The sequence below is a fragment of the Mycetohabitans sp. B2 genome (assembly GCF_021733735.1).
Lineage (GTDB): Bacteria > Pseudomonadota > Gammaproteobacteria > Burkholderiales > Burkholderiaceae > Mycetohabitans > Mycetohabitans rhizoxinica.
In genome coordinates this window covers 21,952-45,235 of sequence record NZ_JAHKSP010000016.1, presented here as the reverse complement: position 1 = coordinate 45,235, position 23,284 = coordinate 21,952, and the positions used below count along the sequence as shown (strand labels likewise).

24 protein-coding genes and 1 pseudogene are annotated in these 23,284 nt (G+C 62.7%); 3 read left to right on the top strand and 22 right to left on the bottom strand.

Going from position 1 to position 23,284, the window contains the following annotated elements:
• Window positions 1-85: 85 nt before the first annotated feature.
• From trmD to KPG66_RS02990, 4 genes are all read right to left on the bottom strand, one after another.
• Complete coding sequence (gene trmD / locus KPG66_RS03005; protein WP_041754088.1) at window positions 86-859, bottom strand: tRNA (guanosine(37)-N1)-methyltransferase TrmD; 774 nt, start codon at window positions 857-859, stop codon at window positions 86-88.
• Between the two features lie 11 nt (window positions 860-870).
• The gene (gene rimM, locus KPG66_RS03000; protein ID WP_237069968.1) at window positions 871-1,530 is read right to left on the bottom strand and encodes a ribosome maturation factor RimM; all 660 of its coding nucleotides are present in this window, start codon (window positions 1,528-1,530) and stop codon (window positions 871-873) included.
• 93 nt (window positions 1,531-1,623) lie between these two features.
• Entirely contained in the window at window positions 1,624-1,878 is a 255-nt protein-coding gene (gene rpsP, locus KPG66_RS02995; protein ID WP_013434489.1) for a 30S ribosomal protein S16, read from the bottom strand.
• Window positions 1,879-2,157: 279 nt separating this feature from the next.
• On the bottom strand, window positions 2,158-2,316 hold the full coding sequence (locus tag KPG66_RS02990; RefSeq protein ID WP_237069967.1) for a hypothetical protein: 159 nt from the start codon (window positions 2,314-2,316) through the stop codon (window positions 2,158-2,160).
• A 17-nt stretch (window positions 2,317-2,333) separates the two neighbouring features.
• On the opposite strand from KPG66_RS02990, the gene KPG66_RS02985 reads away from it, so the two are divergent.
• A complete protein-coding gene (locus KPG66_RS02985) occupies window positions 2,334-2,843 on the top strand; it encodes an NINE protein (protein ID WP_237069966.1) in 510 nt (169 codons plus the stop codon).
• Between the two features lie 46 nt (window positions 2,844-2,889).
• Here KPG66_RS02985 and KPG66_RS02980 read toward each other — a convergent pair whose 3' ends face one another.
• Together KPG66_RS02980 and KPG66_RS02975 are read right to left on the bottom strand one after the other, a co-directional pair.
• Window positions 2,890-4,056, bottom strand: coding sequence for a PA0069 family radical SAM protein (locus KPG66_RS02980; protein WP_041753139.1), 1,167 nt, complete (start codon window positions 4,054-4,056; stop codon window positions 2,890-2,892).
• A gap of 37 nt (window positions 4,057-4,093) precedes the next feature.
• Complete coding sequence (locus KPG66_RS02975) at window positions 4,094-4,582, bottom strand: winged helix-turn-helix transcriptional regulator (protein WP_237069965.1); 489 nt, start codon at window positions 4,580-4,582, stop codon at window positions 4,094-4,096.
• A 128-nt stretch (window positions 4,583-4,710) separates the two neighbouring features.
• On the opposite strand from KPG66_RS02975, the gene KPG66_RS02970 reads away from it, so the two are divergent.
• A complete protein-coding gene (locus KPG66_RS02970) occupies window positions 4,711-6,003 on the top strand; it encodes a D-amino acid dehydrogenase (RefSeq protein ID WP_041753138.1) in 1,293 nt (430 codons plus the stop codon).
• 187 nt (window positions 6,004-6,190) lie between these two features.
• Here the strand turns inward: KPG66_RS02970 and KPG66_RS02965 are convergent, their stop codons facing one another.
• From KPG66_RS02965 to KPG66_RS02940, 6 genes are all read right to left on the bottom strand, one after another.
• Complete coding sequence (locus KPG66_RS02965) at window positions 6,191-7,123, bottom strand: electron transfer flavoprotein subunit alpha/FixB family protein (RefSeq protein ID WP_013434482.1); 933 nt, start codon at window positions 7,121-7,123, stop codon at window positions 6,191-6,193.
• Between the two features lie 24 nt (window positions 7,124-7,147).
• Window positions 7,148-7,897: an electron transfer flavoprotein subunit beta/FixA family protein gene (locus tag KPG66_RS02960; RefSeq protein WP_041753137.1), complete on the bottom strand. Its 750-nt coding sequence runs from the start codon at window positions 7,895-7,897 to the stop codon at window positions 7,148-7,150.
• Window positions 7,898-8,303: 406 nt separating this feature from the next.
• Entirely contained in the window at window positions 8,304-9,098 is a 795-nt protein-coding gene (locus tag KPG66_RS02955; protein ID WP_013434480.1) for a MetQ/NlpA family ABC transporter substrate-binding protein, read from the bottom strand.
• 88 nt (window positions 9,099-9,186) lie between these two features.
• A complete protein-coding gene (locus tag KPG66_RS02950; protein WP_237069964.1) occupies window positions 9,187-9,840 on the bottom strand; it encodes a methionine ABC transporter permease in 654 nt (217 codons plus the stop codon).
• Window positions 9,830-10,864 carry a methionine ABC transporter ATP-binding protein gene (locus KPG66_RS02945; RefSeq protein ID WP_041753135.1) on the bottom strand — a complete coding sequence of 345 codons (1,035 nt, stop codon included), beginning with the start codon at window positions 10,862-10,864 and terminating at the stop codon, window positions 9,830-9,832. Before KPG66_RS02945 ends, KPG66_RS02950 begins: the two co-directional genes overlap by 11 nt.
• A 295-nt stretch (window positions 10,865-11,159) precedes the next feature.
• Window positions 11,160-12,083 (bottom strand): histone deacetylase family protein, encoded by a 924-nt coding sequence (locus KPG66_RS02940; protein ID WP_041753134.1) that lies wholly within the window; start codon window positions 12,081-12,083, stop codon window positions 11,160-11,162.
• Between the two features lie 291 nt (window positions 12,084-12,374).
• Here KPG66_RS02940 and mltB point away from each other — a divergent pair, with 291 nt between their 5' ends.
• Entirely contained in the window at window positions 12,375-13,571 is a 1,197-nt protein-coding gene (gene mltB, locus KPG66_RS02935; protein WP_442929403.1) for a lytic murein transglycosylase B, read from the top strand.
• 3 nt (window positions 13,572-13,574) lie between these two features.
• On the opposite strand, the gene cysM is transcribed toward mltB, so the two are convergent.
• The 10 genes and pseudogenes from cysM to cmk all read right to left on the bottom strand — a co-directional run bounded on the left by cysM (window position 13,575) and on the right by cmk (window position 23,246).
• On the bottom strand, window positions 13,575-14,477 hold the full coding sequence (gene cysM / locus KPG66_RS02930) for a cysteine synthase CysM (RefSeq protein WP_041754087.1): 903 nt from the start codon (window positions 14,475-14,477) through the stop codon (window positions 13,575-13,577).
• A 114-nt stretch (window positions 14,478-14,591) separates the two neighbouring features.
• Window positions 14,592-14,801: pseudogene (locus tag KPG66_RS17525) on the bottom strand (ComEA family DNA-binding protein); the annotation flags it as partial.
• A 116-nt stretch (window positions 14,802-14,917) separates the two neighbouring features.
• Window positions 14,918-15,904, bottom strand: a complete 987-nt coding sequence (gene rfaD, locus KPG66_RS02920) for an ADP-glyceromanno-heptose 6-epimerase (protein WP_013434473.1) — start codon at window positions 15,902-15,904, stop codon at window positions 14,918-14,920.
• Window positions 15,905-15,946: 42 nt separating this feature from the next.
• Entirely contained in the window at window positions 15,947-17,005 is a 1,059-nt protein-coding gene (gene rfaE1, locus KPG66_RS02915; protein WP_083813422.1) for a D-glycero-beta-D-manno-heptose-7-phosphate kinase, read from the bottom strand.
• Complete coding sequence (locus KPG66_RS02910; protein ID WP_237069962.1) at window positions 16,974-18,374, bottom strand: UDP-glucose dehydrogenase family protein; 1,401 nt, start codon at window positions 18,372-18,374, stop codon at window positions 16,974-16,976. Before KPG66_RS02910 ends, rfaE1 begins: the two co-directional genes overlap by 32 nt.
• An 84-nt stretch (window positions 18,375-18,458) precedes the next feature.
• Window positions 18,459-19,634 (bottom strand): lipopolysaccharide assembly protein LapB, encoded by a 1,176-nt coding sequence (gene lapB / locus KPG66_RS02905; RefSeq protein WP_237069961.1) that lies wholly within the window; start codon window positions 19,632-19,634, stop codon window positions 18,459-18,461.
• 36 nt (window positions 19,635-19,670) lie between these two features.
• The gene (locus KPG66_RS02900) at window positions 19,671-19,964 is read right to left on the bottom strand and encodes a LapA family protein (RefSeq protein ID WP_041753133.1); all 294 of its coding nucleotides are present in this window, start codon (window positions 19,962-19,964) and stop codon (window positions 19,671-19,673) included.
• 302 nt (window positions 19,965-20,266) lie between these two features.
• Window positions 20,267-20,596 (bottom strand): integration host factor subunit beta, encoded by a 330-nt coding sequence (locus KPG66_RS02895; RefSeq protein WP_013434468.1) that lies wholly within the window; start codon window positions 20,594-20,596, stop codon window positions 20,267-20,269.
• 6 nt (window positions 20,597-20,602) lie between these two features.
• Window positions 20,603-22,336 carry a 30S ribosomal protein S1 gene (rpsA, locus tag KPG66_RS02890; RefSeq protein WP_332415119.1) on the bottom strand — a complete coding sequence of 578 codons (1,734 nt, stop codon included), beginning with the start codon at window positions 22,334-22,336 and terminating at the stop codon, window positions 20,603-20,605.
• 178 nt (window positions 22,337-22,514) lie between these two features.
• Entirely contained in the window at window positions 22,515-23,246 is a 732-nt protein-coding gene (gene cmk / locus KPG66_RS02885; RefSeq protein ID WP_013434466.1) for a (d)CMP kinase, read from the bottom strand.
• Window positions 23,247-23,284 lie beyond the last annotated feature (38 nt).

Sequence of the window (23,284 nt, the reverse complement as noted above, 5' to 3'; positions counted from 1 at the left end):
CCGATCACGATCGAGGTCCCGGTAGAGGATGGATTGACTTCCGGCAGCCGGCTCCGGCCACCGCCTTGCCCTCGCACACCGGCCATCAATGCTCCGATGCCACGAGGGTTGCGAGCCATGCCTCATCGGCACGGCTCAACATCTTGTTACGCCGGGCGCGCTCGATCAGATCGGGGCGCTTGACCCATGTATTGCGCAGCGCCTCGCGACGCCGCCACTGCTCAATCTGTGCATGATGCCCGCCGAGCAGCACGTCCGGCACCCGCACGCCGTCATACTCCTCCGGGCGCGTGTAATGCGGACAGTCGAGCAGCCCATCGACGAAGCTGTCCTGCACAGCCGACTGCGCATCGTTCAATACGCCGGGCAACTGCCGAATCACCGCGTCCATCAGTGCCATCGCAGGCAACTCACCACCCGACAGCACGAAATCGCCGAGGCTCACTTCGTCGTCCACCTCGCGATCAATCAGCCGCTGGTCGATCGCCTCGTATCGGCCGCACAACACGATCAACCCAGGCAGCGCCGCATACTCGATCACCTTGGCGTGATCCAGCGGCCGGCCTTGCGGCGACATCAGCACGACGCGCGCGCGATGCGGCAGTGACCCGGCCTCACCCGCATATTGCGCCTTCCGGGCGGCGGCGATCGCGTCGGCAAGCGGCCGGGCCAGCATTACCATGCCTGGACCACCACCGTACGGACGATCATCGATCGTCCGGTAGTTGTCCGTCGTGAAGTCGCGAGGATTCCACGTGCGCAACGTATAACGCTGTTGCTTGGCGGCCCGGCTGGTAATCCCCCAGTCGGTCAGGGCGCCAAACATTTCCGGGAATAGCGTGATGACATCGAATTGCATCGCGCGCGCCATCAATAGTCCATTCCCCAGTCGACCACGATGCGGCGGTCCGACGGCTCGACCGTTTTCACGTAAGCGTCGACAAACGGAATCAGCCGCTGCGCCTTCTTGATGCGCCCGTCCCGCCCGACCTCGTCGTACTCCACACGCAGGATTGAGTGCGCGCCGTTATCCATCAGGGCCACGACCTGGCCCAGCGCGTCACCGGACTCATTGACGACCGCCAAGCCGATCAAATCAACCCAGTAGTACTCGTCACGCTCGAGCGCCGGAAAATCCGCGCGGCGCACGTGCACCGTGGCGCCGCGCAGCGCAAGGGCCTGATCGCGGTCCGCGCACCCGGCAAGTTGCGCGACCACGGTAGCGCTATGCGCCTTGCTCGACACGACCTGCGCCGCACGGCACACGCCGCCCTTGACGAGCCACCAGGATCTTGCGCGCAGCAGCGCACCGCCACTCGAACCGACGCCGGCATGCGGCGTGATCTTCAACCAGCCCTTGACGCCGTACGCATCGACGACCGCACCGACCTCGATCGCATCGTCCGGCAACGACGCCACGCTCTCGACGCCGGACTCGGGCGAGCCCGCACGGCCGCCCGCCTTCACTGGACGACGCACAAAATGGCCAAACGACACAGGCCGGGGTGGCGACGATACACGGGTTGCCATCTGCTCATCCCCCAGCGTTTGACCACTCGCGCACAGGACTCCGGCAGATGCCGCGATACCGCACTCGGCAAATGCCGGCCTGCATGCAACGGGTTACGCGGACGGTTGCGCAGCTTGCGCCTGCTTGACCAGGCGAGCCACGGTCGGCGACAGCTGCGCGCCGACGCCTTGCCAGTACGTCAGGCGGTCTTGCACGATGCGCAGCGATTCGCCCTTTGTCGCAACCGGATTGTAGAAACCGACGCGCTCAATGAAACGGCCGTCGCGGCGATTGCGCGAATCGGTTGCAACGATATTGTAGAACGGGCGCTTCTTCGAGCCGCCACGAGCCAAGCGGATGATGACCATGCTGTGTCCTTACCTAAATAGCCTGGGTATTGACCAGCAACACCCGGGTTTTCGATCTGCCGAAACGCGCGATTATAACCTGAAAATAGCGCTCCAACAAATACTTACCGTGTCGGTGACGGCGCTGGTGGCCGACATGCTTGCGTGCCGCCTTGCCGCGACGCTGCCCGTGAACGCGATCCGGGTGCCAATCGACGCACCGTACAACCATTTACGCGCCCGACCGCAATCGAGATGCACTGGTCGCCACGATGAACCGATGCTCCCGCCGCAATATCATCACACCATCTTCTCTTCATTGCCAAGCGCGGTTCGTGGAGCCACAGCACCAAGGTCGGCCACCGCGTCGCGCAGGTAACGCTCGACGGTGCCAGTGCCATCTATCGCGTCACCTACGCGAAGCACTGACGGCGCGACGTACAATATCGACCCTGTCATCGTCTTCCTTGCCCGCCATGTCCGCCTCTTCCCGCCTGCGCTCCGACGGCTGCGTGCCGCCGGCCCCGCCAACCCGGTTCAAGTCTAAGACCCGCGCCGCCCTTGCCGCGTTCGTGCTCGGTTCACTCGGCTCACACCGGTTCTATCTATATGGCCCACGCGACGCGCTAGCGTACTTGCATATTGCCGCGACGGCGCTCGGCGTCGTCGGCGTGCAATGGCTCGTCGCGACGCAGCGAACGTCAGTCGCCGGGTGGTGGCTATCGGTGCCCGGTGCCATCTCGCTGCTGGCTGCGTTCCTCGCCGCAATCGTCTATGGCCTGCGGCCGGACGATAAGTGGGACGCCCATTTCAACCCGCACGGCGACCGCCGGAGCCATTCCGGCTGGGGTGTCGTGTTTGTTGTGATCCTGTCGCTGTTCATCGGCGCGATGTTGCTGATGGGCGCGCTGGCGCTAGCGTTCCAGACCTACTTCGAGGCAACGGTTCAACCGTTGAGCCGTGTGGGCCTCGACGTGATCGGTTGATCGGTTGATCGCGGTGCCACTCATGACGGCACCGCGATCAGTCAAATCAGTCAAACAGGCTCATCTGGGCATCGCTGCAAAGACCGACCGCGGGCTTGGCGACGTGACGGCGGGCAGTCCGCGCCGCGGGCGGCGCGAACGCGGACATGTCCAATATCCCGTGCTGACGCCCGGCAAGCCCCAGCTTGCGCGCCGCCCGTTCAAAACGCTGCTTGAGCAGCTCAGCCCACGCCCCCTGGCCCTTCATCCGCGTGCCGAACGACGCGTCATAGTCGTTGCCGCCGCGCATCTCGCGAATCCGGTTCATCACGCGCTCGGCCCGGCCAGGGAAATGCACATCGAGCCATTGCTTGAACAGCGGTGCAACTTCCCACGGCAGCCTCAAGACGATATAAGACGCGCTGCTCGCCCCCGCCTGCGCGCAAGCGTCAAGCACCCGCTCCAAATCCGGCTCGGTGATGAACGGAATGACCGGCGCGATGCTCACTCCTACCGGAATACCCGCATCGGCCAGCACCCGGATCGTGCGCAGCCGGCGCAACGGCGTCGCGGCCCGCGGCTCGAGCGTGCGCGCGACGTTGGCATCCAACGTGGTGACCGTTATCGCGACCAACGCCTGACCACGGTGCGCCATCGGCGCGAGCAGATCGATATCGCGTTCGATCAGCGATGACTTCGTGATCGCCGCCACCGCATGCCGATGTCTGTCCAAGACATCGAGCACGCGACGGGTGATCCGCAGATCCCGTTCGACCGGCTGATAGGCGTCCGTGCTAACGCCCAGCGCGATCGGCTCGGGCATATAGGATGGCTTGGCCAGTTCGGCGTGCAATAACTCGGGCGCGTTGACTTTCGCGTAGATACGGCTCTCGAAATCCAGGCCGGGCGACAACCCGAGGTAGCTGTGCGTGGGCCGCGCGAAGCAATAGATGCAGCCGTGCTCGCAGCCTCGGTATGGGTTCAGCGATACGCTGAATGGAATATCGGGCGATGCATTGCGCGTCAGAATGCGCTTTGCCCGCTCGTTGAACACGCGTGTCTTCAAGGGTGCGATGCCGTCGCCGTCGCGATCGGCGGCCACGTGCAGCCAGCCGTCGTCAATCGGTTGCCGCTCATCCACCTCGTAGCGGCCCGGCAGGTTCGTGATGGCACCGCGACCTTTACGTGGCAGCAGCGGCACCACTGGACACGCGTCATCAGCAGGCGATTCCATCGGTTCATGCGACTCAGCACTGTATAAAAATACAGTATCATTCACCCGCCGCAACCGTCAACGTCTCCTTGATTTCCTCCATCACGACATAGCTCTTGGACTGCACCGCCCCGGGCAATTGGAGCAGGATGTCACCGAGTAACTTCCGATAGTCGGACATCTCACCGATGCGCGCCTTGATCAAATAGTCGAACTCGCCGGAGACCAGGTGGCACTCCAATACCTGCGTAATGCGCTCGACCTCGCGTCGGAACTGGCCGAACATGTTGCCGTTTTTGTGATCCAGCGTGATCTCGACGAAGACGAGCAGGCCGGCGCCAAGCTTAGCCGGATCCACCCGGGCATAGTAGCCGGTGATCACACCGTCGCGCTCCATGCGCCTGACGCGCTCGATACACGGCGTAATCGACAATCCGACACGCTCGGCAAGATCCTTCATCGCCATGCGTCCATCGGACTGCAATAGATTCAATATCTTGTGGTCGAGCTTGTCGAGCACCCGCACGGGCTGCCTTTGCGTTCTCATGATTTTTTACTAAATATCGTAAAAATACAATAACAATACCTGGATAGCTCGCAATAGGATAGGCGCGTTTACTACCAATCTGCCGACTTGCAGTACTGAGTCGGGATACAAGCGAATCGGAGCATCGCATGCGTGTCATCGTCCTGGGCAGCGGCGTGGTTGGCGTGGCAAGCGCCTATTACCTGGCGCGGGCAGGCCATGAAGTCACCGTGCTCGAGCGCGAGTCGGGCCCCGCCCTGGAGACCAGCTTCGCCAACGCTGGCCAGATCTCGCCGGGCTATGCCGCGCCGTGGGCAGCGCCGGGTGTGCCGCTGAAGGCGCTCAAATGGATGTTCCAGCAGCACGCGCCACTGGCCATTCGACTTGATGGCAGCACATTCCAGCTCAAATGGATGTGGCACATGCTGCAGAACTGTACCGCCAGCCGGTACGCGACCAATAAGAGCCGGATGGTGCGACTGGCCGAGTACAGCCGCGACTGCCTGCAAGCGCTGCGCGCGCAGACCGGCATCGCGTATGAAGGGCGCCAAGGCGGCACGCTGCAGGTGTTTCGCACACAGGCGCAGTTGGACGGTGCCGCGAAGGACATCGCGGTACTCGAGGACGCAGGCGTTCCATATGAACTGTTGTCGAGCGCCGAACTGAGCCAGGCCGAACCAGCGCTGCAGCGCATCGCGCACACGTTGACCGGCGGATTGCGGCTGCCTAACGACGAAACCGGCGATTGCCAGCTTTTCACGACGCGACTAGCGCAATTGGCCATGTCGCTGGGCGTGCAATTCCGGTTCGACACGCCAATCGACTCGCTCGCGATCGCCGGCGGCCGGATCACTGGCGTGCAATGCGGTTCCGAGCTGCTGCGCGCCGACGCCTACGTGGTCGCACTGGGCGCGTATTCGACCCGCCTGCTGGCCGGCATCGTCAAGATCCCGGTTTATCCGCTCAAAGGCTATTCAATCACTGCACCGATCGTCGACGCTGCCCGTGCGCCGGTATCAACTGTGCTGGACGAGACGTACAAGGTTGCCATCACCCGGTTCGATGACCGGATCCGCGTTGGCGGCATGGCCGAAGTCGTCGGTTTCGATACGTCGCTGCGCGAAGCGCGCCGCCGCACGCTCGAGAGGTGCGTCAACGACCTGTTCCCGGGGGGCGGCGACACGGTGCAGGCCAGCTTTTGGACCGGCTTGCGGCCGATGACCCCCGACGGCACACCGATCGTCGGCCGCACGCCGGTGCCCAACTTGTTCCTCAATACCGGCCACGGCACGCTCGGCTGGACCATGTCGTGCGGATCGGGGCAATTGCTCGCCGATCTGATGTCCGGCAAGCGACCCGCGATCCAGGCCGACGACCTGTCCGTGCATCGCTATCTCGCCGACGGGGCCGGCTCGCGCCGCCCCGCCTACGCCGGCGCGTGAGCGTGCAGAGCCGGCGCCATCGATCGATCACAAGCCACCTGTCATTGACGGGTGGCACATAACGCATCGCTGCCCCGCTTAGTCGAAGTGCCGTCTCGTCGTATGGCAGTGCAAAGACAACTAAGAGGCGCACGATACGCCCTTTCTGCCAAGATCCGTCGCGCGCATCACGCGACGTGTCAACCGCTTATAACGCGTTGACCAGTTCCGGCACCAGCGTGAACAGATCGCCTACCAGGCCGTAGTCGGCGATGCTGAAAATCGGCGCCTCCGGATCCTTGTTGATCGCCACGATGACCTTGCTGTCCTTCATGCCGGCCACGTGTTGGATTGCCCCGGAAATCCCTACCGCAATGTACAGCTGCGGCGCAACGATCTTGCCGGTCTGCCCCACCTGGTAGTCGTTCGGTACGTATCCCGCATCGACTGCCGCGCGCGAGGCGCCCAGCGCAGCGCCGAGCTTGTCGGCCAGCGGCCCGAGCACCTGCGTATAGTGTTCGCCGCTGCCCAGCCCCCGTCCGCCCGACACGATGATCTGCGCGCTGGTTAATTCCGGGCGCTCCAGCTTAGTCAACTCACGGCCCACAAAGCTTACACCGGGCGCCGCCGGCGCCGCGTCGATCGCCTGCACCGGCGCGCTGCCGCCGTCGGCAGCGACCGGATCGAACGCCGTGCCCCGTACCGTGATGACCTTGATCGGATCCACCGACTGCACCGTTGCGATCGCGTTGCCCGCATAGATCGGCCGCTCGAACGTGTCCGCGCTCACCACGGCCGTGATGTCGCTCAGTTGGGCAACGTCCAGCTTGGCGGCAAGACGAGGCGCCACGTTCTTGCCGTATGCGGTCGCCGGCAACACGATGTGCGTATATTCGCGCGCGATCGCCAGCGCCGTCGCCTCGACGTTCTCCGCCAATCCTTCGCCGAGCTGCGGCGCATCGGCCAACAGCACCTTCGCGACCCCGGCCACCCTGGCCGCCGCGTCGGCTGCGCCGCGTGCATTGTGCCCCGCCACTAGTATGTGGATTTCGCCGCCCAATTGCTGCGCGGCCGCTACCGTGTTTAGCGTCGCTGCCTTGAGCGCCGCGTTGTCGTGTTCTGCAATGACCAGTATCGCCATGTCTGCCTCTTTGCGCGTTGTCCGTTACAGTACTTTTGCTTCGCCCTTGAGCTTGTCGACCAGCGTGGCGACATCCGGCACCTTCACGCCCGCGCTGCGTTTGGGCGGCTCGGCCACCTTCAGCGTCTTGAGCCGCGGCGCCACGTCCACGCTCAGGGCCTGCGGCGTCACGGTCTCCAGCGGCTTTTTCTTCGCCTTCATGATGTTGGGCAACGTCACATAGCGCGGCTCGTTCAGCCGCAGGTCGGTGGTCACCACCGCCGGCAGCGTCAATGACAGCGTCTCGGCGCCGCCGTCCACTTCACGCGCCACCGTGGCGCGGCCGCCTTCGACCGTCACCTTCGAGGCAAACGTGGCTTGCGGCCAGCCGGCCAGCGCGGCCAGCATTTGCCCGGTTTGATTCGAGTCGTCGTCGATCGCCTGCTTACCAAGGATCACGAGTTGCGGCTGCTCCCGCGCGACCAGCGCGTTGAGCAGCTTGGCAACCGCCAGCGGCTGCAACTCCTCTTGGGCTTCAATCAGGATCGCCCGGTCCGCGCCGATCGCCAGCGCGGTGCGCAGCGTCTCCTGGCACGCCACCGCCCCCGCCGATACGGCAATCACTTCCGTGGCCACGCCCGCTTCCTTCAACCGCACCGCCTCTTCCACCGCGATCTCGTCAAACGGGTTCATCGACATCTTCACATTCGCCACATCCACGCCCGTGCCGTCCGATTTCACGCGGACCTTCACGTTGTAGTCGACCACTCTCTTGACCGGCACAAGAACTTTCATTCCACGCTCCAAAGTTACGAATACGGCAATCCATTAACGGCCATTATAACGACGGACGGTCGTGCGAATCCCGACACATCAGGCTTTCCGAGGATTGGGGCCATGCGGCAATGCGCCTCACACGCGCCCATCACCGCACTTTTAAAGAACGGTCGTTCTATTTTAATAACAAAAAAGACCGGCGAGAAGCCGCCAGCCTGACACAAAGCTCTAATCCAAACGCCCGATCATGTCAGCCACAACAGGCCAGTGCGGATTCACCGCGGCACCAGCGGCAACCGCAGCCCCAAGGCAGCCACAGTCCCGACCCAGCCGCAGCCCTGACCCAACCACAGCCCCGACCCAGCCGCAGCCGTAGTCGCCGTTGCTACACGCGTAGGCCAACGACGGGCGTTCCCCAATGGGATCACCACCCGGCCGCTACGGCACCGCCGTATTGGCTATCAATGTACTGTTTGACTTCCGGCGAATGGTACGCAGCAACCAGCTTCGCGACCCATGGCTTGTCGCGATCAGCCTGGCGCACCGCGAGGATGTTCGCGTATGGACCATTCGCGTCTTCGAGCGCGATCGCATCCCGCCTGGGCTGCAGGCCTGCCTCCAACGCGAAATTCGTATTGATCGCGGCCGCATCGACATCGGCCAGCGAGCGCGGGATCTGCGCCGCATCCAATTCGATAAGCTTAACCTTTTTCGGGTTCTCGACGATGTCCAGCGGCGTGGCCTTCAGCCCCGCGTCCGCGCGCAGCTTCAACGTGCCGAGCTTTTGCAACAACAGCAGCGCCCGCCCACCATTGGTCGGGTCATTCGGCATCGCAATCCGCGCGCCACTGGGCAAATCCTTCAGCGACTTGACCTTTTTCGAGTAGATGCCCATCGGGAACATCACCGTATCGGCGACCTTGACGATCTTGTAGCCGCGATCCTTGACCTGCGCGTCGAGATAGGGCTGATGCTGGTAGCTGTTCGCGTCGAGGTCGCCGGCGGCGAGGGCGGCATTGGGCTGCACGTAGTCGGAAAATTCAACGATCTGAAGATTCAGCCCGCTCCTGGCTGCGACCTTCTTCACGACCTCGAGGATTTGCGCGTGCGGGCCGCCGGTCACGCCCACCTTGATCCGGTCTTGTGCGCGCGCGGCACCCATGAAGAGCGCTGCGCTCCCCAGTGCCGCAACCAACTTGATCATGAAACGGCGTTGCATCGATTTCCCTTTTCTCTAAGTCAGTATGGGACTTCTCACCCCGTGGCGGCGCGTGCTGGCCGCGCCGCCACGCTTGTGCGCCGTACCGCTATTTGTGGCTAAGCCGGCGCACCAGATAATCGCCAAAGGACTGCACCAACTGCACGAAGACGATCAGCACGAGCACCACGGCGAACATGACTTCGGGCAGGAAACGCTGATAGCCATAGCGGATGCCCAGGTCGCCCAGGCCTCCACCGCCGATCGCCCCCGCCATCGCCGAGTAGCCAACCAGCGATACGAACGTCAACGTCAAGCCCGCGACGATACCGGGCCAGGCCTCGGGCAATAGGACCTTGAACACAACCTGCGAGGTAGTCGCCCCCATCGCCTGTGCGGCTTCTATCAGGCCACGATCCACCTCGCGCAGCGCGGTCTCGACCAAGCGCGCAACGAACGGTGCGGCGGCGATCGTCAGCGGCACAACGGCGGCGGCGGTGCCGATCGACGAGCCGACCACCAGGCGGGTGAACGGAATAACTGCCACCAGCAGGATAATAAAGGGCGTGGAGCGCACCGCGTTGATCGTCATGCCCAGCACACGATTGAGGAGCACGTTTTGCAGCACGCCGCCACGCTCGCTCAAGTGCAGCAGCACGCCGAGCGGCAGGCCGATCGCGCCGCCGATCACCCCGGAAATGCCGACCATGATTAGCGTTTCCCAGAACGACTGCACGAACATGTCGAACATCTCACTCCACATAGCTCAGCTCCTCAACGATGACACCTTGCTCGCGCAGAAAAGCTATCGCCTTTCCGACATTGCCGGGCTCGCCGCTGGCAAGCACGGCAAGCGAGCCGAACGTCTGACCTTGGATCTCGTCGATCTGGCCATGCAGAATGCTGAAATCGAGCGCATATCGCCGAATCGTCTCAGACAACACCGGCTGCTCGACGCCGCGGCCCGAGAACGCGAGCCTTAACAAATGGTCGCGCCCCGCCTCCAGCCGCTGCTGGACCCTAGCCTTGAGCGCAGGCGGCAGTTCCTGCGCGATCACGTCGCCGATCAACGCGCGCGTGACTTCGTGGTGCGGCTTCAGAAAGACGTCAATCACGTTGCCCTGCTCGACCAAGCGCCCCGCGTCGAGTACCGCGACGCGATCGGCCACTTGCTTGATCACATCCATCTGGTGAGTGATCAGCACGATCGTCAACCCCAACTCCCGATTGATCTGGCGCAGCAGTTCCAATATCGAGCGTGTGGTTTCCGGGTCCAGCGCCGACGTCGCCTCGTCCGACAGCAACACCTTTGGCCGGCTCGCCAACGCCCGCGCAATACCAACACGTTGCTTCTGCCCACCGCTGATCTGCGCCGGGTACCGGTCCCGCTGCGCGGACAATCCGACCAACTCCAGCAACGGCAACACGACCTTGTCGATCTCCATGCGCCGCTTCCCCGCCAACTCCAGCGGTAACGCGACGTTGTCATAGACTGTGCGCGAGGACAGCAGGTTGAAATGCTGGAAGATCATGCCGATTTCACGCCGTGCCGCGCGCAGGCCATCGGCAGGCAACGCAGTCAAGTCGCGACCGTCGACGATCACGCGGCCCTCGCTGGGTCGCGTCAGCAGGTTGATGGTGCGCACCAGCGTACTCTTGCCCGCGCCGCTGCGTCCGATGATGCCGAACACTTGGCGCGGCGGCACCGTGAGCGTAACGTTGTGCAGCGCCTCTACCCACCCGCGAGGTCCAGGGAAGCGCTGCGAGATATTGTGCAGTTCGATCATGGCAAATGAAAAAACGGCGGACGACCGTCTCGTTGCCACAGTCCGCCGCCGCAGTGATCCGTTTTTTCGACTGACGATTCTATCAAACTGCCACATAGCTGGGCATAATTGTTTCTAGCCCATTTATAACTTCTAGAAATTAAGCGCGTGCACTGACATCCGTCACGCTACGGCCGCGTAGTATGAGGAATGATCTTAGCCGCGCGCAAGTAATCGGGTCACTGCTGGACTGGCTTGAGGCAAGGCTCGGCACGGTCCATGGCTGCGCATGCCGCCGATCCATGGATGATAGGCGCTACAGATTGGCCAGCGCTTTCAGATGTGCGACGACGCTGCGGCCGAGCGCCGACAAGCTGTAGCCGCCCTCCAGGCAACTGACGATACGCCCATGCGCGTAACGCACGGCGACATCGCGCACTTGCCGCGTAATCCATGCGTAGTCATCCTCGACCAACCCCATGTTGCCAAGTTCGTCCTCGCGATGCGCGTCAAAGCCGGCCGATACGAATATCATCTGCGGTCGGAACGCATCAAGCCGTGGCAGCCAGATTAAGTCGATTGCCTCGCGTACCTCCATGCCCCGCGTGCGAGCCGGCAGGGGCAGGTTCACCATGTTCGGCGCCTGATTGTCAAAACCACTGAACGGGTAGAAAGGATGCTGGAAGAAGCTACACATCAACACCCGCTCGTCGCCGGCGAATACAGCTTCGGTTCCGTTGCCGTGATGGACGTCGAAGTCGATGATCGCCACACGCGCCAGCCCGTGCACGTCCAACGCATGACGCGCCGCGATCGCGACATTGTTGAAGAAGCAAAAACCCATTGCCCGAGCCGGTTCGGCATGATGGCCGGGCGGGCGCACACTGCAAAAGGCATTGTCGTAGCGGCCCGCCATGACCGCGTCCGTGGCCGCCACCGATGCACCGGCGGAGCGCAGCGCCGCCCGCCAGCTATGAGGATTCATCTGTGTATCAGCATCGATTTCCGCATAGCCCTGCTCAGGTGCGGTGTCGCGCACGAAATCGATGTGCGCGCGCGTATGGACCCGCGCAAGCGACGCTTCGTCTGCCAATGGGGCCAACTCGTGTTGGATCAGCGGATCGATGCCGTTGGCGATCAGCTGATCCTCAATCGCGGACAAGCGCGCCGGGCATTCCGGATGCCCCTGCCCCATTTCGTGCAGCCGACACTCCGGGTGGGTGAAAAAACCTGTTGCCATCGCAATACGGTCGGTTGGGTCATGAACGCGCCCGCGACGCGCCGCCTTCTTGTGGGTCCCGGCCACCGCATGCGGCGACCCTCTGATTAAGTTACCACACCACCCTCGGTTATACTGCGTTGACCCTGTCCAACCGGCGTGCCGCCCTTTGCGCATCGGCGCATTGCCTGGACAACACCGACGCACTGCCGTATTCGTTCGCCGCTTTACTTGCCACGCCTTGCCATGACCGTCTTGCTCGATCTACTGATGTGCCGCCGTTGTCCCCGTTCTCAATCGAGATCCAGCCGCGTGATGACCCGCGGACCGCAGGCGTTGCTGCTCTGGCTCGCCACCGCGCAGGGTGCAGCGCTCGCCGCGCCGATCAGCGCGGCGCCGAGCGACTCACGGCCGATGATCGTCGCCCAGGCGCAACCGGAGGCGCCGGTGCCACCAGGTCAGGCGTTCGAGGAGGAAATCGTGCCGCAGCGCTATGCGGCCAATCCGAATGTCGATGCGTTCATCAACGAAATGGTCGCCCGATACGACTTCGATTCAAACGCGCTGCACGCGCTGTTCAACCAGGCCGTGTATTCGAAAACCGCAGTCAAGCTAGTGCTTCCCGCGCCGACGCCGACGATCCAGAATTGGCAAGCATACCAAGCACGCTTCATTGAACCGGTGCGTATCAACGCGGGGGTAAAGTTCTGGCAGCAGAACGCGGCGGTGCTGCAACGGGCCAGCGAACAATTCGGCGTGCCGCCGGAAGTGATTGTCGGCATCATCGGCGTCGAAACATTGTATGGCCGGTACATGGGCAACTTCCGCGTGCTCGATGCGCTGACCACCCTGGCATTCGATTATCCGGACACACCCAATCGCACACAACGCATGGCGTTGTTCCGCAAGAACCTAGAAGATTTTTTGGTCTGGACTCGCAGTGCCGGCATCGAGCCGACCACGGTGCTGGGCTCCTATACGGGCGCGATCGGCATCCCGCAGTTCCTGCCGACCAGCATCATCGGATACGCGGTTGATTACGAGGGCAATCACCGTATCGACTTGCGCAACAGCCCGGCCGATGCCATCGGCAGCGTCGCCAACTATCTGAAACAGCACGGCTGGGAAAGCGGCCGGCCGGTTGTATGGCATATTCGCGCGGATGCCGGCAGCATTGGCATTGCGCAGGCCGCCGCAGACGGGCAGGCCGAACCCCGCTGGGCGCTGCAACAACTGTTGCGCGCCGGCATGCTGCTCGATGAACGCGGCATCGATACGGCGAGCGAAGCTGGAACACCCGTGACCGTGGTCGAGTTGCCCACCCCCGGACAACCCACGCAGTATATGCTCGGGTTAAGGAATTTCTACGTGTTGACCCGCTACAACCGCAGCTTCTTTTATGCACTGGCGGTGTATCAACTGGGCGAACGGGTCAAGGCGCAGATGCAAGCCCTTTGCGCGACGACCCCTCGGCCAGCGGCGTTTGCCACACCGTCCGCGCTGCAGTAGCGGCTATACGGAGAACACGCCTGTCGACAGGTACCGGTCGCCGCGGTCGCAAACGCAGAACACGATGGTCGCGTTCTGCGTTTGCCGCGCGATGCGCAGCGCCACCTCGCAGGCCCCACCGGATGAAATGCCGCAGAAAATGCCTTCAACGGCGGCCATCCGGCGCGCCATCGCCTCCGATGCCGACTGGCTTACGTGCTCGATGCGGTCCACGCGCGCGCGGTCGAAGATCTTCGGCAAATACGCGTTTGGCCACTTGCGAATGCCCGGGATACGGGAACCCTCGTCCGGTTGCGCACCGATGATTTCGATGCGCGCGTTCTGCTCCTTCAGGTAGTGCGACACACCCATGATCGTGCCGGTGGTGCCCATGGCCGAGACGAAATGCGTGACACGCCCATCGGTATCACGCCAAATCTCCGGCCCGGTGCCCTCATAATGTGCAACCGGGTTATCCGGGTTGGCGAATTGGTCGAGTATCACGCCCTTGCCGTCGCGCTGCATTTGCTCGGCCAAATCGCGTGCATACTCCATACCGCCTTTGACCGGCGTCAGCACGATCTGCGCGCCATACGCGGCCATGCTCTGCTGGCGCTCGACCGACAGATCCTCCGGCATCAACAGCACCATCTTGTAGCCTCGAATCGCTGCAGCCATCGCCAGCGCGATGCCCGTATTGCCACTAGTCGCCTCGATCAGCGTATCCCCGGGCTGGATGCGACCACGTTGCTCAGCCTTGCTGATCATCGACAGCGCGGCACGGTCCTTCACCGATCCAGCGGGATTGTTTCCCTCAAGCTTGGCCAAAATCACGTTGCCCCGGCTGCGGATATCGTCGTCAGGCAGCCTGGCCAGTTGAACGAGCGGCGTGTTGCCGATTGTGTCTTGAATTGTTTTATAAGCCATCGCTGCACTTGCACGGGAATGTGGCAATTTTTTATTGTAAAGCGGAACCGCGGGCGCGCAGTGCCACTGCGGCGGCGCGGCATCGAAAATCAGGCCCTGTGCCTGCCACTTCGCCACCGACTTCGCCCCCACGCGCTTGACGCGTCGCACAAGGTCGTCCGCACTGCTAAACGGACCCTGCGCGTCCCGGGCCTCGATGATTGCCTGCGCAGTGGACGGACCGATCCCGTGGATCGCCTGCAGCATCGCGTCATCCGCAGCGTTAATCTCCACGCGGGGCGACGCCACAGCCAGGCTCGCGGCCAGCCACAGCACCACCGCCATGCGCGACGCGTTCAGCGTATTGAGAAGCGTACCCATCGAATCCCCCAACGAACTTGTGCCGGCGGACATCGCCGGCACAGGATGCCAGTCTACGCAGGACGAGGGTGCCGCCGCAGTCAGCCGTTCAGCCAGCGCACGTAGCGCGCCACCCCTTCCTGCACGGTCAGGAACGGCGCGTCATAGCCGGCGGCACGCAGCTTGGTGAGGTCGGCCTGTGTGAAGCACTGGTACTTGCCGCGCAGCGCGTCCGGAAATGCGATGTACTCGATCGTGCCATCCTGAACCAGCTCGGGAAGCGGCAACGCCGGCTTGCCATCAAGCTCGCGCAACGTGTTCACAACCGTCATCGCGATATCGTTGAACGGTTGCGCACGGCCCGTGCCAAGATTGAAAATGCCCGACTTGTCCGGATGATCGAAGAAGAACAGGTTCACCTTAACGACATCCTCGACAGACACGAAATCCCGTGTCTGCTCGCCGGCCGCATAGCCGTTGTATTCACCGAACAGCTTAACGTGGCGTTGCGCACGGAACTCGTTGAAGTTGTGGAACGCCACCGACGCCATGCGTCCCTTGTGCGTCTCGCGAGGACCATAGACGTTGAAATAGCGAAAGCCGACAATCTGGCTTGCTGCCTCGGGCAGCATGCGTCGCACGACTTGGTCGAACAGAAACTTCGAATAGCCGTAGACGTTCAACGGGCTTTCAGCACCCCGCTCCTCGACAAACGTCGTTGAGCCGCCGTAGATCGCTGCAGACGATGCATACAGGAACTGTGCACGCTGCGCGACGCAAGCCTCCAGCACCGCGCGGCTGTACGTGAAATTGTTGTCCATCATGTAGCGCCCGTCCGTCTCCATGGTGTCGGAGCACGCGCCTTCGTGGAATACCGCACGCACCTTGCCGAAGTCATGACGGCGCAAGCGCTCGACAAACTCGCGCTTGTCGATGTAGTCATCGATCTCGCAATCGACGAGGTTGCGGAACTTGTCCGCGCGCGTCAGATTGTCAACGGCGATGATCCGGCGTTCGCCGCGCTCGTTCAATCCCTTGACGATATTGCTGCCAATGAAACCGGCCGCGCCGGTAACGATGATGGTCATAAATTGCGTATCCGTGGAATTAGGTCAGGCATGGGCCGTACACTAGGCCAATGCCGGCGGGTCGGGAAACAGTTCGTCGTCGCTCACGGTCGCGGTACCGAGCTTGCCGACCACGATGCCGGCGGCGCGATTCGCATGGCGAACCGCCTCGATAAGCGGCACGCCGGCGCCGAGCATGGCCGCCAGCGTCGCGATGACCGTATCGCCCGCGCCCGACACATCATACACTTCGCGTGCGCGCGCCGATTCGTGCAGTACGCCGGCATCGGTAAACAGCGTCATGCCCTCCTCCGAACGGGTCAGCAGCAATGCACAAAGCTGCAGTGAGGCGCGCAAGGCATCCACGCGCGCATGCAGGTCAGCTTCGGACTTCCAGCGGCCGACGACCTCGGTCAACTCCGCCCGGTTCGGCGTGATCAGCGTAGCACCGCGGTAGCGCTCCCAGTCATCCCCCTTCGGATCGACCAACACGGGCTTACCCGCCGCCCGCGCGGTCTCGATCATGCGCGTCACATGGGTTAGGCCGCCTTTCGCGTAATCGGACAACAACACGACGTCATGGCCGGGCAGCAGCGTCTCGAACTTCACCAGTCCCGCCAGCAATACCTCATGTGCCGGCGTCTTTTCAAAATCGATCCGCAGCAATTGTTGCTGGCGCGACAGGATGCGCAGCTTGATCGTCGTTGGCAACGCGGGATCGCGCTCCAGATGGGCGTTCACGCTGCTCTGGCCGAGCAACTCGACGATACGCTCGCCCGGCTCGTCGTGTCCCACCACACACAGTAGCCCCGCCTGGGCGCCAAGCGCCGATACGTTGCGCGCGACATTCGCGGCACCGCCCAGACGATCCTCCGTGCGCTGCACGTGGACAACGGGCACCGGCGCCTCCGGCGAGATTCGTGTGACATCACCGAACCAATAACGATCCAGCATCACGTCGCCGACGACCAGCACGCGCGACGCGGCGAGCCGTGGCCGCCGCACGGTCGGCACTTGCTGCGACGCGTGCGCCGCGTCGTGGGTAGCCGCTTCGGTCGCGGCATGCAGCGTGGAACGCGAAATCGGCTGATCAGACACGCTGCACCTCGCCGGGCATCGCATTGGCCGGTACCGCACCGCGACCAATCGCGTGGTATTCGATGCCAAGCTCGGCCATTGCATTGGGCTCGTACAGGTTGCGTCCGTCGAATATCAACGGCGCCTGCAGCGCACGCTTAAGCGCGTTGAAGTCCGGGCTCTTAAACGCTTTCCACTCGGTCATGATCACCAGTGCGTGCGCGCCGTCCACCGCCTCGGCTTGCGTGTTGGCGAACGACAGCCGCGCCTGCGCTTGCGGCTCATCTCGCAGATCCAGCGCCAACACCCGCCGCGCCTCCTGCACCGCCACCGGGTCGTATGCGCGCACCGTCGCCCCGCGCCTGAGCAGCGCCGTGATCAACGTGCGACTCGGCGCCTCGCGCATGTCATCCGTATTCGGCTTGAACGCCAGACCCCACACCGCCACCGCGCGCCCGTTCAAGTCCTGTCCCAGCCGCGCCGTGATCTTGTCCACCAGCACACTCTTTTGCGCTTCGTTCACCGCCTCCACCGCCTCCAGGATCCGCAGCGGGCACCCATACTCGCCCGCCGTGCGCATCAGCGCCTGCACGTCCTTCGGAAAGCACGAGCCACCGTAGCCCGCCCCCGCGTACAGAAAGCTGTAACCGATGCGCGGGTCCGAACCGATCCCCCGGCGCACCGCCTCAATGTCCGCGCCCACCCGATCCGCCAGGTTCGCCAGCTCGTTCATGAACGAGATCCGCGTAGCCAGCATTGCATTGGCCGCATACTTGGTGAACTCCGCCGAGCGAACGTCCATGTACATCGTGCGCTCGTGGTTCCGGTTGAACGGCTTGTATAGCCGCTTCATCTGCTCGCGCGCGTACTTGCCGGCCTCGTCCTTGTCGCTGCCGATCACGATCCGGTCCGGGCGCATGAAATCGTCCACCGCCGCGCCCTCCTTCAAGAACTCCGGATTCGACACCACCGAGAAACCGTGTCCCACTGCGCGCCGCGCCAACTCATCGGCCACCACCGCCCCTACCCGCTCGGCCGTGCCTACCGGCACCGTTGACTTGTTCACGATCACCTTGAAACCCTGCATGTGCCGGCCAATATTGCGCGCCGCCGCCAGCACGTACTGGAGGTCCGCCGAGCCATCCTCGTCCGGCGGCGTGCCCACCGCGATGAACTGCACATCCCCGTGCGCCACGCTTGCCTCCACCTGCGTGGAGAACCGCAACCGCCCCGCCGCACGGTTGCGATCGATCAGCTCCTTAAGCCCCGGCTCGTGGATTGGCACGCCCCCGCCATTCAAAGTCTCGATCTTGCGCGGATCCACGTCCAGGCAGAACACATCGTTACCCAGCTCCGCCAGGCACGCGCCAGTGACCAGGCCAACATAGCCCGTGCCGATTATGGTGATTTTCATGCTTATTCAAATCCGATGAGGTTCACGGTCCTTTTGCCAGGGCCGCGCGCCGCACGCCGACTACAATCGGCGTGTCGCGCATCGTCAGTTGGCCGACACGATCGGCTCGACCCGCCGCGGCGCGTAGGTTTCCCAGCCGCTGCAGCCGGGGCACTGCCAGTAAAATAGCCGCGCCCGGAAACCGCAATTCTGGCACGTATATCGCGGCAGGTTCTTCGTGCGCTGCTGGATCAACGTGCGCATCAGTTCCAGTTCGCTCTTGCGCGGCTCGTCGGCCACCGCGATCTGCGCTTCGAGCAGCCGCGTCATGCCCGCCAGGTTGGGCGACTTTTGCATCTGCGTACGCGCCAGCGCATGCGCGGCCTGCGCGCCGCGCAACTCGGCGATGTGCTTGTAGGCGGCGTCGAGCAGATCGTTCGACGGATACGCCTCGACATAGCGCGTCAACAGCGCGGCGCCCTGCGCCGACTGGCCGGTCGCCGCATACGCTTGCATCAGCTTGTCGGCAACCAGTGGCAAGTAGGCGGGATTCTGCTGCTCAACCTGTCGCCAATGCTCGAGCGCCCGCGTCGGCTCGTGACACGCCATCTCAACATCGCCGCTCAGGATCGTCGCGCGCACATTCTGCGGGTTGCACCGCAGCGCCTGCTGCAATGCGTTGCGTGCCTCGTCTATCCGCTTGTGCTGCAACGCTTCCTGCGCAAGCTCGCAGTGGAATTGCGAAATCTCCTTGTCCAGCGGCGGCACGCCCATCGCTTCAATCCGTTGCGCCGCCTCGATCGCCTTGTGCCAGTCCTTCTCGATTTCGAAAATGGTCAACAATGCCCGCAACGCACCGAGTGCGTAGCCGCCACTGTGCAACCGCTGGAAGGTCTCTTCCGCCCGATCGAGCAGCCCGGCCTTCAGGAAGTCCTGGCCAAGCTCGTACAACGCATGGTCGCGCTCGTTGGCTGGCAAGTCCTCGCGCGAAAGCAGGTTTTGATGAACCCGGATCGCGCGTTCCGTCTCGCCGCGCCGACGAAATAAATTACCTAGGGCAAAGTGAAGCTCGGTCGTCTCCGGATCTAGCTTCACCACTTCGATGAACGCATCGATGGCTTGATCCGGTTGCTCATTGAGCAGGAAATTCAAGCCCCGGAAGTAAGAGCGCGGCAAGTTCGCGCTCTCGGACAACAGGTGTTTCAGGTCATAGCGGGCCGCGACCCAGCCCAGCCCGAAGGCCACCGGAATGATGAGCAACCACCAAAAATCAAGATCCATGAATGTGATTCGTTGAGCATGCGCGTGCCGGACGCGTCAGATGATCGGCGGCATCGGCGGCTCGTCCACCGTCGCCGGCGTCTGCCGGGCCGTCTTCAGCTCGCGCCTGAGCCGGCCGTTTTCGAGCCGCAGCCGGAGGACCGCCGGCAGCGCCGACATCAGCCCAGCAAGCAAGCCGACCACGAAAAATGCGAGCCCGATCACGATCAACGGCGCATTCCACGTATAGCCGGCCAGGAAGTTCAGTGTCACACCTTGCGTGTTGGCAAGCGCCAGCACCAACAGCAACACGAATACGATGACGCGGATCAGCCAGACAATGAGCTTCATGGGCAATCTCGATGACGGCGACCGGACAGCGAATCGCCAGCGAATTGGACAAACGCCCCGCACCCGCGCATCGGGTGGCCGGGCCGTGACAGGGAACCGGACCGTGGCCGGGGGCCGGGAAAAGTGCCCGTATTGTAATGGAAGCGCTCGCACTCACCTACTGGCGCGCCCAACGGCGTGCTTGTTTGGCCACACCTGGCCGCCAAAGCCGCCGGCATCGTGCGATGCTAATAAAAGAAAAAGCGCCATTTGGCGCTTTTTCCATGGTTGCCGAAACAGCAGGCCTTATCCCGATATTGACGTCATGTGTCGTCCGACGCCTCGACACTGTCGGCCTTCATCGGTTGGCCGGCCTTGCCGTCGACCCGCTCACGCAACTCCTTGCCCGGCTTGAAGTGCGGCACCCATTTCTCCGGGACCTGGACTCGTTCGCCAGACTTGGGGTTGCGTCCGACCCGGGCCGGACGACGATTCAGTGCAAAGCTGCCAAAGCCGCGTATCTCAATGCGATGACCATTGGCAAGCGCGTCGGACATCGCGTCGAGCATCGCCTTGACTGCAAAATCCGCATCCTTTAGGACAAGTTGCGGAAATCGCAGCGCCAGTTGAGCGACCAACTCGGATTTGGTCATGCTGCCTTACTGGTTCTGTTGACCGTCCAGCTTTGCCTTGAGCAACGCACCGAGATTGGTCGTGCCGCTGGCAGCCGCGCTGCTGTCGGCGTGCAGGCCACGCATCGCTTCCTGCTGCTCCGCGGAGTCCTTCGCCTTGATCGACAGCTGGATGCCGCGCGATTTGCGGTCAATATTGATGACCATCACGTTGACCTTGTCACCTTCCTTCAGCACATTGCGTGCGTCCTCGACACGATCTTGCGCGATTTCCGACGCCCGCAGATAGCCTTCGACCTCGACGCTCAACTGGATCACGGCCCCCTTCGGATCGACGGCCTTGACCGTGCCATCGACGATGGAACCCTTGTCGTTCATCGCCACGAAGTTGCTGAACGGGTCGCCTTCCAGCTGCTTGATACCCAGCGAGATGCGCTCTTTTTCGACATCGATGCCGAGCACCATGGCCTCGACCTCGTCGCCCTTCTTGTACTTGCGGACCGCTTCCTCGCCGGATTCGCTCCACGACAGGTCCGACAAGTGCACCAGGCCATCGATCCCGCCCGGCAGGCCGATGAACACGCCGAAATCGGTAATCGACTTGATTGCGCCGGTGATCTTGTCGCCCTTCTTGAAGTTGCGGCTGAAGTCATCCCACGGATTCGGCTTGCATTGCTTCATCCCAAGGCTGATACGGCGGCGGTCCTCGTCGATCTCGAGCACCATGACTTCCACTTCGTCACCGAGCTGCACCACCTTGCTCGGCGCGACGTTCTTGTTGGTCCAGTCCATCTCGGACACGTGCACGAGGCCTTCGATGCCCGACTCGACTTCGACGAACGCGCCGTAGTCGGTAATGTTTGTGACCTTGCCGAACAGCCGCGTGCCGGACGGGTAGCGACGCGAAATGCCTTCCCACGGATCGTCGCCGAGCTGCTTGATGCCAAGCGACACACGATTCTTCTCCTGATCGAACTTCAGGATCTTCGCGGTCACTTCTTGGCCCACAGACAGCACTTCGCTCGGGTGACGCACACGACGCCACGCGATGTCGGTGATGTGCAGCAAGCCATCGATGCCGCCGAGGTCAACGAACGCACCGTAGTCAGTGATGTTCTTCACGACGCCATTGACGATCGCGCCTTCCTTCAGCGTCTCGAGCAGCTTCGCGCGCTCTTCGCCTTGCGTGGCTTCGATCACCGCGCGGCGCGACAGCACGACGTTGTTGCGCTTACGGTCCAGCTTGATCACGCGGAACTCGAGCGTCTTGCCCTCGTACGGCGTCGTGTCCTTGACTGGACGGGTGTCAACCAGCGAGCCGGGCAGGAACGCACGGATGCCGTTGACCATCACGGTCATGCCGCCCTTAACCTTGCCGGTAATCGTGCCGGTCACAAGCTCGTTGTTGTCCAGCGCCTTTTCAAGCGCAAGCCACGAAGCAAGGCGCTTGGCCTTGTCGCGCGACAAGATCGTATCGCCATAGCCGTTCTCGAGGGCGTCGATCGCGACCGATACGAAATCGCCCGCCTGCACCTCAACCTCGCCCTGATCATTCAGGAACTCTTCGATCGGAATGTAGGCTTCAGACTTCAGACCCGCGTTGACGACCACAAAATTGTGGTCAACGCGCACGACTTCGGCAGAGATCACTTCGCCTGCGCGCATGTCCTGGCGGGTCAGCGACTCTTCGAACAGAGCCGCAAAAGATTCAGTATTCGGGTTAGAGGTTTGCAGGTCGGACATAAAAATGAAATGGTGCATGGGGCGGGACTCGGCTTCATGATCGCCAGCGACCGCATGCGGGGTTAAGGGTTGAAAATACATCCCACGTCACCGTGGAATACCTACGGTACTGCTATTCACTACCATTGCATCGGGCACTACGAAGCCTCACCGCCGATGCATGACTGCCCGATCCGTCGCGGTATAGCCGCAACGCTCATGCCTGCGGGCCTTGCCGGCCATGGCCCGCGTTCGTGGCACCGGTGGCCGGCTCGATTTGCTGGTACCAAGCCACGACCCGGTCAACCGCTTCGCCGATCGACAACGTGGACGTGTCGAGCAGGCGCGCATGCGCCGCTGGCTTGAGCGGCGCGCTTGCGCGATTCGCATCGCGCGCGTCACGCTCGCGCAGATCCCGCAGAAGGTCATCGATATTAGCAGAAAACCCTTTTTGTATCAATTGCTTATAACGCCTCTGCGCGCGGGCCTCCGCGCTTGCCGTCAAAAACACCTTCAATACCGCGTCGGTAAAAATCACCGTGCCCATGTCGCGGCCGTCCGCGACTAAGCCGGGCGGCTTGCGAAACGCGCGCTGTCGGGCCACCAGCGCGCCGCGCACCGGCGCGTGTACCGCGATCGCCGAGGCCAGCTTGCCGATGGCCTCCTGCCGAATCTCGGTCGAGACGTCCACACCATCCAATTGCGCACAGCCTTCGCGAAAGGTGATATGCAGGTCATCGATCAGCGCCACCAGCGCGGCGACGTCGTCCTTGCCCACTCCGTAGCGCTGCGCCGCCAGCGCCGCCAGCCGATACAGCGCGCCGCTGTCCAACAAATGAAAGCCCAGGTGTGCCGCCACCAATTGCGCGACCGTGCCTTTGCCAGATGCCGTCGGCCCGTCAATCGTGATGACCGGCACGGGTTCATGAAATGGACGATTGGACTTCATTACTCTATTTGAAGACTAAAATACTTGAAACGAAACGA

Excerpts from the sequence above, each read along its gene's own strand:
- trmD (WP_041754088.1), bottom strand. The coding sequence starts at position 859 with ATGCAATTCGATGTCATCACGCTATTCCCGGAAATGTTTGGCGCCCTG.
- rimM (WP_237069968.1), bottom strand. The coding sequence starts at position 1,530 with ATGGCAACCCGTGTATCGTCGCCACCCCGGCCTGTGTCGTTTGGCCAT.
- rpsP (WP_013434489.1), bottom strand. The coding sequence starts at position 1,878 with ATGGTCATCATCCGCTTGGCTCGTGGCGGCTCGAAGAAGCGCCCGTTC.
- KPG66_RS02990 (WP_237069967.1), bottom strand. The coding sequence starts at position 2,316 with ATGACAGGGTCGATATTGTACGTCGCGCCGTCAGTGCTTCGCGTAGGT.
- KPG66_RS02985 (WP_237069966.1), top strand. The coding sequence starts at position 2,334 with ATGTCCGCCTCTTCCCGCCTGCGCTCCGACGGCTGCGTGCCGCCGGCC.
- KPG66_RS02980 (WP_041753139.1), bottom strand. The coding sequence starts at position 4,056 with ATGGAATCGCCTGCTGATGACGCGTGTCCAGTGGTGCCGCTGCTGCCA.
- KPG66_RS02975 (WP_237069965.1), bottom strand. The coding sequence starts at position 4,582 with ATGAGAACGCAAAGGCAGCCCGTGCGGGTGCTCGACAAGCTCGACCAC.
- KPG66_RS02970 (WP_041753138.1), top strand. The coding sequence starts at position 4,711 with ATGCGTGTCATCGTCCTGGGCAGCGGCGTGGTTGGCGTGGCAAGCGCC.
- KPG66_RS02965 (WP_013434482.1), bottom strand. The coding sequence starts at position 7,123 with ATGGCGATACTGGTCATTGCAGAACACGACAACGCGGCGCTCAAGGCA.
- KPG66_RS02960 (WP_041753137.1), bottom strand. The coding sequence starts at position 7,897 with ATGAAAGTTCTTGTGCCGGTCAAGAGAGTGGTCGACTACAACGTGAAG.
- KPG66_RS02955 (WP_013434480.1), bottom strand. The coding sequence starts at position 9,098 with ATGCAACGCCGTTTCATGATCAAGTTGGTTGCGGCACTGGGGAGCGCA.
- KPG66_RS02950 (WP_237069964.1), bottom strand. The coding sequence starts at position 9,840 with ATGTGGAGTGAGATGTTCGACATGTTCGTGCAGTCGTTCTGGGAAACG.
- KPG66_RS02945 (WP_041753135.1), bottom strand. The coding sequence starts at position 10,864 with ATGATCGAACTGCACAATATCTCGCAGCGCTTCCCTGGACCTCGCGGG.
- KPG66_RS02940 (WP_041753134.1), bottom strand. The coding sequence starts at position 12,083 with ATGGCAACAGGTTTTTTCACCCACCCGGAGTGTCGGCTGCACGAAATG.
- cysM (WP_041754087.1), bottom strand. The coding sequence starts at position 14,477 with ATGGCTTATAAAACAATTCAAGACACAATCGGCAACACGCCGCTCGTT.
- rfaD (WP_013434473.1), bottom strand. The coding sequence starts at position 15,904 with ATGACCATCATCGTTACCGGCGCGGCCGGTTTCATTGGCAGCAATATC.
- rfaE1 (WP_083813422.1), bottom strand. The coding sequence starts at position 17,005 with ATGCGATGCCCGGCGAGGTGCAGCGTGTCTGATCAGCCGATTTCGCGT.
- KPG66_RS02910 (WP_237069962.1), bottom strand. The coding sequence starts at position 18,374 with ATGAAAATCACCATAATCGGCACGGGCTATGTTGGCCTGGTCACTGGC.
- lapB (WP_237069961.1), bottom strand. The coding sequence starts at position 19,634 with ATGGATCTTGATTTTTGGTGGTTGCTCATCATTCCGGTGGCCTTCGGG.
- KPG66_RS02900 (WP_041753133.1), bottom strand. The coding sequence starts at position 19,964 with ATGAAGCTCATTGTCTGGCTGATCCGCGTCATCGTATTCGTGTTGCTG.
- KPG66_RS02895 (WP_013434468.1), bottom strand. The coding sequence starts at position 20,596 with ATGACCAAATCCGAGTTGGTCGCTCAACTGGCGCTGCGATTTCCGCAA.
- rpsA (WP_332415119.1), bottom strand. The coding sequence starts at position 22,336 with ATGCACCATTTCATTTTTATGTCCGACCTGCAAACCTCTAACCCGAAT.
- cmk (WP_013434466.1), bottom strand. The coding sequence starts at position 23,246 with ATGAAGTCCAATCGTCCATTTCATGAACCCGTGCCGGTCATCACGATT.